The following is a 9,376-nucleotide window of genomic DNA, read 5'->3' on the forward strand; positions in this document are numbered from 1 at the left end:
GGCGCACTCCGATGGAGATGCGCCCGCCCTCGGGCCGGCCCGCCCGACGCCCTCGGCGGGCGGGCCGCGTGCTCACGTGCGGTGGCCCGTGACCGCCGCGCGGGGCTCGCGCCTACGCGCCGGGGTGGGCGAGTTCGATGTCGTGTCCGTCGACCCCGCGGCCCGCGACGCTCAACGAGCCGGCGACCGGCGGGTAGCCGGTGGCGATGACCGTGTAGTCGCCGGAGTTCAGGTCGGCGAAGGCGTACGCGCCGTCGTCGCCGGTCGTCGAGGTGGCGACCACATTGCCCGCGGCGTCCACCAGCGTGACCCGCGCGTCGGGCAGCGGGCGGCGGTCGGCACCCGCCCGCACGATGCCCTGCACCAGCGCACCGGACTGGAGTACGGCCTCGACGCGGGTCACGCCCTGGCCGCTGATCTCCACGGGGAGCGCGAGCGGCCGGTAGCCGGAGGCGTTGACGGCCACCGTCACCGAGCCGGGCACCAGCTCACCGAAGGCGAACTCGCCCCGCGCGTCCGACGTGCCGGTGGCGAGCACGTCGCCGCGGACGTCGGTCACGATGACCATCGCGCCGCTGATCGGCGTACCGCCGTCGGCCGCGCGTACGGAACCGGCGAGACCGCTCGTGCCGGACAGCAGGATGTCGAACGGCAGCGGCTCGTCGCCCACGACGACCGTGGCCGCCTGGGGCTGGAAGCCGTCGGCCGAGGCGATCAGCACATAGCTGCCCGCGCCCGGTGCCTCGACCGCGTACACGCCGTCGGGGCGCGCCACGGAGCGGCCGAGCTGGCGCCCGGCGAGCGAGATCAGAGTGACGGCGGCGCCGGACACCGCGGCGCCCTCGGCGCTGCGGACCAGGCCGTGCACCGGGGTGCCGGTCGGCAGCGGCGGCACGGCCCCGCCACCGGTGCCGCCGAGCGGCGGCATGGCGGCCGTCGTCTCCACGGGCGGCAGGCCCGACGGGACGCCGTCGGATATCGGGGAGCCGGACTCCGGGCCGGCGGGGGCCTGTGCGGCTCCACCGGCGCCGGCGGCGGCCGGCTCCTGCGGGTTCTGCGACGGGTCGCCGACAGCTCGTGTCCTCAACGGGACCTCCTTGATGAACCAGGTGATCAGGAACGCGACCAACGCGCACGGCGCCGCGTACAGGAAGACGTCGCCGACACCATGACCGTAGGCCACTTCCATGATGTGCCGCAGCGGGGCCGGCATGGAGCCGAGATCGGGAATCGCTCCGTCGCCGCCGCCGGCCTTGGACGCGAGGGCCCTGCCCTGCGGGCCGAGCGCGCCGAGGCCGTCCTTGACGTAGTCGCCGACCTTGTTGCTCAGGATGGAGCCCAGCGCCGCGACGCCGATGGCACCGCCCAGGGAGCGGAAGAAGGTGACGGTGGAACTGGCGGAGCCGAGGTCCTTGGCCTGCACCTGGTTCTGCGTGCACAGCACCAGGTTCTGCATCATCATGCCGATGCCGAGGCCCATGGCGGCCATGTAGATGGCCATCTGCCAGTACGTGGTGTCGTAGCGGATGGTGCCCAGCAGCCCGAGGCCGCCGGTCAGCAGGAAGCCGCCGGTGACGAGCCAGACCTTCCAGCGTCCCGTACGGGTGATGATCTGGCCCGCGACGGTCGACGCCACGAAGAGGCCGCCGATCATCGGGATGGTCATGACACCGGACATCGTCGGGCTCTTGCCGCGCGCCAGCTGGAAGTACTGGCTGAAGAAGACCGTGCCTGTGAACATCGACACACCGACGAACAGGGACGCGATCGACGCAAGGCTGATCGTCCGGTTGCGGAACAGCCGCAGTGGGATGATCGGTTCGCTGGCCTTCGACTCGACCAGCAGGAAGAGCAGGCCGAGCACGATCGAGCCGCCGACCATCGCGTACGTCTGCCACGACAGCCAGTCGTACTTGTTCCCGGCGAAGGTCACCCAGATCAGCAGCAGCGAGGCCGCGGCGCTGATCATGAACGCGCCCAGCCAGTCGACCTTGACCTTCCGCTTGACCACCGGCAGGTGCAGCGTCTTCTGGAGCACGATCAGGGCGATGACCGCGAACGGCACGCCGACGTAGAAGCACCAGCGCCAGCCGAGCCACGAGGTGTCGGTGATCACACCGCCGAGCAGCGGGCCGCCGACGGTGGCGACGGCGAAGACCGCGCCGAGGTAGCCGCTGTAGCGGCCCCGCTCGCGGGGGGAGATCATCGCGGCCATCACGATCTGGGCGAGGGCCGAGAGGCCGCCCACGCCGATGCCCTGGAAGACGCGGACCGTGATCAGCATCTCGGAGTTCACCGAGAGGCCCGCCACGATCGAGCCCAGCACGTAGATGCTCAGGGCCACCTGGACCAGCAGCTTCTTGCTGAACAGGTCGGACAGCTTGCCCCACAGCGGGGTCGTCGCCGTCATGGCGAGCAGCGAGGCGGTCACGACCCAGGTGTACGAGCTCTGCCCGCCGCCCAGGGAGGAGATGATGTGCGGCAACGCGTTCGTGACGATCGTCGAGGAGAGGATCGCCACGAAGAGCCCGAGCAGCAGGCCCGACAGGGCCTGCATGATCTGGCGGTGCGTCATCGGCGCGCCGGTGCCGGGGGCCGAGGCTGGCTCGCCGCCGTGTTTGGCGTGGCCGCCCCGCACACCGACGGGTGTGGATGTAGCCATCTGGTCTGGTTCCTTGTTCTACGAGTGTGAGGGTGAGGGCGTACGGGGCAGGTCGCCGCCTGCCTGGCCGGGCAGGGCGTCCTGGCCGGCCCCCTGGGAGGGCGCGGGGCCGTCGGGGTGCGCGGCGAGTGGACGGCCGCCGTGGGAGATCCGGCAGTCGCCGAAGTCCGCGCGCAGCCGGCTGAGCATCGTGATGAGGGTGTCGAGGTCGTCGTCCGACCAGTCCGCCAGTGTGCTGGCGATCATCTCGACGGCGCGCTCACCGAGCGTGCTGACCATCTCGCGCCCCGCGGGGGTGAGCCGCAGCAGGCGCGACCGGCCGTCCACGGGGTCCGGCAGGCGCTCCAGCCAGCCGCGCTGGGCGGCGTGGGCGACATGTCTGCTCGTCACGGAGACGTCGACGCCGAGCAGCTCGGAGAGGCGGCTCATCCGCATCTCGCCGTGGGTGTTGAGCAGCGACAGCACGACGGCGGGGCCACCCGGGCACTCGGCGGGCAGCGCACGGGTCAACGCCCGTTTGACGGCGCCCAGAGCGGTGATGTGCCGGGCCACCTCCACGTACCGGCTCTGTGTGGCCATGAGCCCTCCGAACTTTTCGTTGCTTCGGGCAACCATAAACCTGTTGGTTGCCGCAGGCAAACGAAAAGCTACGGCATTCATTATGGAAAAACAAAATCTTCACATCAGAATGATCAAGGGGCTTGCGCATGTGTTCGACAGCAAACTCATGCATTGCGAAATCTGTGTGATGTATGTGTCTGATCTGTGCGCGAATGCCGGGCGATCGCGCCGTGCCGAAGGGGCCGGCGCGGCGAAGGCGCTGGTGTTAAGGGTCGCGGCGGTGGCGGCAACGGCAGCGATGACAGCGGCGGCAACGGCGATGGCAGCGGTGATGGGCGGCAGAAGTATCAGTGGCGACAGCGCCGGTGGCGTCAACGGCGGCGCCGGCGTTCTGGCGCAGGCCGGTGAACGGGCCGCTCGCGCCCCGGACATGGCGCACCCGTTCCATGGGCACGCTTTGGGCACGTCCTGGCCGCATCCGTCCGTGATGAGCCCGACAAGCCTTTTCGGGGCCGGGGTTGGGCGGAACCCGGCGGTTCGCTAGGGTCTCGCCTCATGGCACACAACCCTCACGCCCCGCAGGGTCCTCAGGGCACACCTGGCAACCCCGACCCCGCGGGCAGCACCCAGATGTTCCGCGCCTTCGTCGACGAGGGCGAACCGCCGCACCAGCCGGCGGCGGCCCGTCAGAGCGGCGGCCCGAAGGTCGGCGTGATCGTCGGCGTCGTGCTGGTCGTCGTCGTCCTGGCCGTGGTGGCCTGGCTGGCGCTCGGCTGACGCCTCGTCGCGTACGGGACCGTACGCGGTTTCGTACGCGGCCTCGCGTGCGGGCCGGTCCTGCCGACGCCCGCACGTGCCCGCGTGACGCGCCCGGACGGGCGGTGACGGTCGGCGGAACGCGGTCGACCGTATGCGGGTACGCATAGGTATGCGCCCTGGTCATCGGCTCACCGGCGCCCACGTTCGCCGGTGTGCCTCATGTCACATCTCTCTCCGTACCGGCCGACCCGAGGGCGTCGGCCGGGGGACCCGTCGGAGATCGGCCGTAGAGATCAGCCGCGGATGGGCCGGCGATCAGCCGGAGACCCATCGGGGGTCAGTAGGGGATCAGTCGGAGATCAGGCCCTCGCGGAGCTGCGCGAGCGTACGGGTCAGCAGGCGCGAGACGTGCATCTGGGAGATGCCGACCTCCTCGCCGATCTGGGACTGCGTCATGTTCGCGAAGAAGCGCAGCATGATGATCTGCCGTTCGCGCGGCGGCAGTTTCGCCAGCAGCGGCTTCAGCGACTCCCGGTACTCCACGCCTTCCAGTGCGAGGTCCTCGTAGCCGAGGCGGTCCGCGAGCGAGCCCTCGCCGCCGTCGTCCTCGGGTGAGGGCGAGTCGAGCGACGACGCCGTGTACGCGTTGCCCACCGCCAGCCCGTCGACCACGTCCTCCTCGGACACGCCGAGTACGGCGGCCAGTTCGGGCACGGTCGGGGAGCGGTCGAGCTTCTGGGCGAGCTCGTCGCTGGCCTTCGTCAGTGCGAGCCGGAGCTCCTGGAGGCGGCGCGGCACGCGCACGGACCACGACGTGTCGCGGAAGAAGCGCTTGATCTCGCCCACGACCGTCGGCATCGCGAACGTCGGGAATTCCACCCCGCGTTCGCAGTCGAAACGGTCGATGGCCTTGATCAGACCGATCGTTCCGACCTGGACGATGTCCTCCATTGGCTCGTTTCTGCTGCGGAAACGGGCCGCGGCATAGCGCACGAGCGGGAGGTTCAGCTCGATGAGCGTGTCGCGCACATAGGTGCGCTCCGGGCTTTCCGCACTTTCCGGACCCTGGGCGTCCAGCGCGGCGAGCCGCAGGAACAGGGAGCGGGACAGCGTGCGGGTATCGATTGCTTCCGGCTGGGACGGCACCGGCGGCTGTGCCACCACGGTGTCGAGAGCGTCGGGCGCGGGAGCGCTCTTGGTGAGCGTGAGCACCTTAGGGCTGCCCTGTTCTGCGGACATGCCACCCCCTTGAGGTCGCGGACGGTCGCGCTGGGCGTTCTTTCGATGAACGCAGCCTCCACCTCAATACCGGCGGTGGAGCTGAGCCAAACGCGGTATCCGCAGAATGTCACATGTCGGCAACGCGCTGTAGTGACATGTCGACATGTATCGGCCGTGTCGATGCAGGAAGAGCCCCATCTGAAGCCGATGGGGCGGGAGATGACGGAAAATCAGGAAGTACCCGCCAGGGTTAGGCTTCGATCCGATTTGCGGATCGAAGGCGTGCAAAGCTTCGGGCAAGAAGCCTTGACACGTGCATCTGGGACACTCCCAGCTCCTGGCTGATCTGCGACTGCGTCAGGTTGCTGTAGTAGCGGAGCATCAGGATGCGCTGCTCGCGTTCGGGCAGCTGTACGAGAAGGTGCCGTACGAGGTCGCGGTGTTCGACGCCGGCCAGCGCCGGGTCCTCGTAGCCGAGCCGGTCGAGCAGCCCCGGCAGCCCGTCGCCCTCCTGGGCGGCCTCCAGCGAGGTGGCGTGGTAGGAGCGGCCGGCCTCGATGCAGGCGAGCACCTCGTCCTCGGAGATCTTCAGCCGCTCGGCGATCTCGGCCGTCGTCGGCGAGCGCCCGTGAGCGGTCGTCAGGTCCTCGGTGGCTCCGGTGACCTGGACCCACAGCTCGTGCAGCCGGCGCGGTACGTGCACGGTCCTGACGTTGTCCCGGAAGTAGCGCTTGATCTCGCCGACCACCGTCGGCATGGCGAACGTCGGGAACTGCACGCCCCGGTCCGGGTCGAACCGGTCGATGGCGTTGATCAGGCCGATGGTCCCGACCTGGACCACGTCCTCCATGGGCTCGTTGCGGCTGCGGAAGCGGGCCGCGGCGTAGCGGACGAGCGGGAGATTGGCCTCGATGAGCGCGGAGCGCACCCGGCGGTGCGCCTCGGTGCCGGGTTCGAGCGTCTTGAGCTCGGCGAAGAGGACCTGGGTGAGAGCCCTGGTGTCGGCCGCCCTGCTCTGGTTCTCGGTCGGCCTGGCGGGCCCGGCGACGGGGCGCTGCGCGGCCGCCCCGGGGGCCCGGGCGCCGCCCTCCGGCCGATGGCCGTCCTCAGCGCCTTGATTGGCTGGGTGGGACTGGTGGGACTGGTGCGCTTGGTGGGCCTGGGGGCGGGCCTGATGCGCGGCTCCCGGTGTCCACGTGGCCCCCGGGTCCTGCCCGCGCGCCTGGTCCTGGTCCCGTGCCGGGTCCTGCCCCCGCGCCTGGTCCTGGTCTCGCGCCTGGCCCTGTTCCCGCCCCGCGTTCTGCGGCGGCCCGGGGTCCTGCGGCGGTGGTCCCGTGGGCGATGCCGCGGCCGGTGCCTGGGGCCGCGCCGGAGGCGGCGTCGCGGCCGGCTCCTGTACGGAGGGCGCGGCGCGGCCCGGGCCGGGGGCCGGATGGTCCGGGCCCGGCTCCGCGGGCGGGTCCCCCCGTCCCGCGGAGGACCGGTCGTCCGCAGGTGAGGGGTCCTGGGGCCGTGCTTGAGGCGTTGTACTGGCCGGCACGTCACGCCACCCCTCGTCAACTGCGGTCAATTCATCGGTCAAAAGCGGTCATAGCATCACAAGACATGTGCACCATGCGCAAGCACCCGATAACTCCGTGTTGACGTCCATGCAGGAAATACCTCTCTTAAACGCCAAATGCCCCACGTCATCCCGACGTGGGGCAGAAGGTGAGAGGGGATCAGAACTCGTAGTCGGCGATCACCCAGGTGGCGAACTCCTTCCACAGGGCGACGCCCGCCACGTGTGCGGGGTGCTCGGCGTAGCCGCGCAGCGCGTCCAGGTCGGCGACGCCCGCGTTGATGGCGTAGTCGTACGCGTTGGCGCGCGTGCTGAGGTTGCGGGCGAACTCCCAGGACCGGATCTCGGGGATCTGCGCGCCGAGATCCTCGAACACCCTGACGCCCGCGCGCACGCGCTCGTCGTCGTGGGAGATGCCGTCGTTGAGCTTGAACAGAACCAGATGGCGGATCACGGGGCGCTCGCTTCCGGAGGGCTGCGTACCGCGCGGCCCGGCTCGGGAGCTACTGGATCAGCTGGGTGAAGAACTGCCCGACGCCCTGCGCGGCGTTGGATATCCCCTCGAACCCTACTTGTACGAGGTCCGCCGCTCGCGCTGGGGACGTGATGATCGTATAGAGGATGAAGACGACAATCGCGTAAAGGATGACCTTTCGTGCGGTCGCCATCGGCCCTCACCCTCCCGCCGGCTGCCTCATTGGTCCTTGGAACGGGTCCACATGCAGTAGCCGTGAGTTTAACCATACGAACGCCAGTTTCCGCCGTGGGATTGGTGTGGATCGAGCGTCGGACGCGATGCGTGGTGTGTGCGTGACGAAGGCGCCTCGTGTGGTACGCGGGGCGGCCGGCGGTTCCGCGTGCCCGTGTTCGGCGTGTGGCGCACAGCGCCTGACACACGGCGCACGGCATGCGGCGCACGGCGCTCTGCGCGACTGCGACCGCGACCGCTACCGCGACCGCGACCGACCGCGACTGCGGACGGTGATCGGCGCTCGACGCCGGCCATGGACGGTGGTCCGCGCGCGGTGCGGTGACCGAGCGTCAGGGCCGGTGTTCGCGCGCCCGGTCCCCGATGTCGGCCTCTCGGCCGTCCGGGAGTCAAGGCCGGTTGTTCCGTCACCCCTAGGTCATTCGTACGTGCTGAGCTCCCCGTGAGGGGGAGTCGGCCAGACCGGTGCCGCTCACGGGGGCTTCTGGCATATGCCGGACGACGTGCATCGATTACTTGTAGTCATCATTCGAACGCGCAGCGTGAGATGCTGGGGAGCCGTCTGCCGGTTGACGGCAAAAGTTGTGTCAGGCGGCAAATGTTGCGCTGTCAATTAATGAAGTCACTGCTCACGAGAGGCTGATGACGTGGCCACGTTGGCTCCCCACCCAGACCGTCCTGACCCTTCCGACCGTACCGGCCTGTCGGGCCCTTCGAGCGCCGGTCCCGTGGCGGCGCCGCCCCGCGCCCCCGGTGCGTTCCCCGGGCTCGGGCACGTGTTTCCGCTGCTGCGCGACCCGTTGGGGTTCATCGAGTCGCTGGCGGGGGTCGGCGGTGTCGTCGAGATCCAGCTCGGGCTCCGCAAGGTGTACGTGGTGACGGCGCCCGAGCTCGTCCATGAGCTGCTGGTGGCCCATGCCCACGACGCCCCGCGCGGCGCCGTGCAGCAGACCCTGAAAGACGCGTTCGGCGACGGTCTGCTGATGTCGGAGGGACAGGCCCACCGCGACCGCCGCCGCAGCATGCGGGCCGCCTTCACCAAGGCCCGGGTCGCCGAGTGGGTACCGGTGATCCAGGAGGTCGTGCGGGAACGTTCATCCCTTTGGGGCGACGGGCGGGTCGTCGATGTGGCGAAGGAGATGAACCACCTCGCGCTCGACGTGGTCACCCGCACCCTGTTCGGCGCCCGGCTCGACGACGAGCTGGCGGCGGCCTTCCACCGCGCGCTGCCCGGATTGGTGAAGGGCCAGATCTTCCACTCGCTCTACCCGCATCCGTCTTTCGCGCGGGTGCCGTTGCAGATCAACCGCCGCTTCGACGAGGCCGTGCGCGTCATCAACCAGGTGGTGGACCGGGGGGGCGGCGAGCCGGAGACCGGCGCCGACGGCGACGGGACGCTGCTCTCCCTGCTGCGTTCGGCCGTCGATCCCGCCACCGGCGAACCGCTGACCGAGGACGACGTACGGTCCGAGGCCATCGCCATGTTCGGCGCGGGCACCGAGACGGTGTCCACGACCATGACCTGGCTGCTGCACGAGTTCATCGCGCATCCGGAGGTGTACGCGCGCGTCGTGGCCGAACTCGACGGGCACCTCGGCGACGTGGCGGGCGCCGCGGACGACGTCCTCACGCCGGAGACGCTCGACCACCTCCCGTACACCCGCAACACCCTGCGGGAGCTGCTGCGGCTGCACGCGCCGAACGCCTTCCTGATGCGGACCGCGGCCAAGGACCTCCTCCTCGGCTCCTACGAGGTGCCGGCCGGCGCCGAACTCCTCTTCAGCATCACGGCGCTCCAGCGGCACCCCGAGTTCTTCCCTGACCCGCACACCTTCGACCCCGACCGCTGGGACACCGCCACGCCGGAGGGCGCCGGGCCCGCGGGCGGCGGGACCGAGGGGGG

At 70.1% G+C, this 9,376-nt stretch carries 8 protein-coding genes and 1 pseudogene; 3 read left to right on the top strand and 6 right to left on the bottom strand.

Translation table 11 applies throughout. From position 1 onward, the window contains the following. Positions 1–112: 112 nt before the first annotated feature. Both LCE31_RS31265 and LCE31_RS31270 read right to left on the bottom strand, forming a co-directional pair. Positions 113–2,662: an MFS transporter gene (locus tag LCE31_RS31265; protein WP_225020351.1), complete on the bottom strand. Its 2,550-nt coding sequence runs from the start codon at positions 2,660–2,662 to the stop codon at positions 113–115. An 18-nt stretch (positions 2,663–2,680) separates the two neighbouring features. Beyond that, the gene (locus LCE31_RS31270) at positions 2,681–3,241 is read right to left on the bottom strand and encodes a MarR family winged helix-turn-helix transcriptional regulator (protein ID WP_225020353.1); all 561 of its coding nucleotides are present in this window, start codon (positions 3,239–3,241) and stop codon (positions 2,681–2,683) included. On the opposite strand from LCE31_RS31270, the gene LCE31_RS31275 reads away from it, so the two are divergent. After that, complete coding sequence (locus LCE31_RS31275) at positions 3,240–3,767, top strand: hypothetical protein (RefSeq protein WP_225020355.1); 528 nt, start codon at positions 3,240–3,242, stop codon at positions 3,765–3,767. The two genes, LCE31_RS31270 and LCE31_RS31275, sit on opposite strands and share 2 nt — an antisense overlap. 11 nt (positions 3,768–3,778) lie before the next feature. Further along, positions 3,779–4,000 (top strand): hypothetical protein, encoded by a 222-nt coding sequence (locus LCE31_RS31280; protein ID WP_225020357.1) that lies wholly within the window; start codon positions 3,779–3,781, stop codon positions 3,998–4,000. Between the two features lie 330 nt (positions 4,001–4,330). On the opposite strand, the gene LCE31_RS31285 is transcribed toward LCE31_RS31280, so the two are convergent. The 4 genes and pseudogenes from LCE31_RS31285 to LCE31_RS31300 form a co-directional block, all read right to left on the bottom strand. Continuing rightward, the gene (locus LCE31_RS31285) at positions 4,331–5,221 is read right to left on the bottom strand and encodes an RNA polymerase sigma factor SigF (RefSeq protein ID WP_225020359.1); all 891 of its coding nucleotides are present in this window, start codon (positions 5,219–5,221) and stop codon (positions 4,331–4,333) included. Between the two features lie 232 nt (positions 5,222–5,453). Further along, positions 5,454–6,218, bottom strand: a pseudogene (locus tag LCE31_RS31290) (RNA polymerase sigma factor SigF); the annotation flags it as partial. A gap of 706 nt (positions 6,219–6,924) precedes the next feature. Beyond that, on the bottom strand, positions 6,925–7,218 hold the full coding sequence (locus LCE31_RS31295; protein WP_225020361.1) for a Dabb family protein: 294 nt from the start codon (positions 7,216–7,218) through the stop codon (positions 6,925–6,927). Positions 7,219–7,267: 49 nt separating this feature from the next. Continuing rightward, positions 7,268–7,432 (bottom strand): hypothetical protein, encoded by a 165-nt coding sequence (locus LCE31_RS31300; protein WP_225020364.1) that lies wholly within the window; start codon positions 7,430–7,432, stop codon positions 7,268–7,270. 769 nt (positions 7,433–8,201) lie between these two features. Here LCE31_RS31300 and LCE31_RS31305 point away from each other — a divergent pair. Further along, positions 8,202–9,376 (top strand): cytochrome P450 (locus LCE31_RS31305; protein ID WP_225020366.1); only part of this gene is annotated, 1,175 nt, incomplete at its 3' end.

The organism is Streptomyces sp. 8L (assembly GCF_020176795.1).
Lineage (GTDB): Bacteria > Actinomycetota > Actinomycetes > Streptomycetales > Streptomycetaceae > Streptomyces.

Coding starts and splice junctions, on each gene's coding strand:
- LCE31_RS31265 (WP_225020351.1), bottom strand. CDS start 2,662: ATGGCTACATCCACACCCGTCGGTGTGCGGGGCGGCCACGCCAAACAC.
- LCE31_RS31275 (WP_225020355.1), top strand. CDS start 3,240: ATGAGCCCTCCGAACTTTTCGTTGCTTCGGGCAACCATAAACCTGTTG.
- LCE31_RS31270 (WP_225020353.1), bottom strand. CDS start 3,241: ATGGCCACACAGAGCCGGTACGTGGAGGTGGCCCGGCACATCACCGCT.
- LCE31_RS31280 (WP_225020357.1), top strand. CDS start 3,779: ATGGCACACAACCCTCACGCCCCGCAGGGTCCTCAGGGCACACCTGGC.
- LCE31_RS31285 (WP_225020359.1), bottom strand. CDS start 5,221: ATGTCCGCAGAACAGGGCAGCCCTAAGGTGCTCACGCTCACCAAGAGC.
- LCE31_RS31300 (WP_225020364.1), bottom strand. CDS start 7,432: ATGGCGACCGCACGAAAGGTCATCCTTTACGCGATTGTCGTCTTCATC.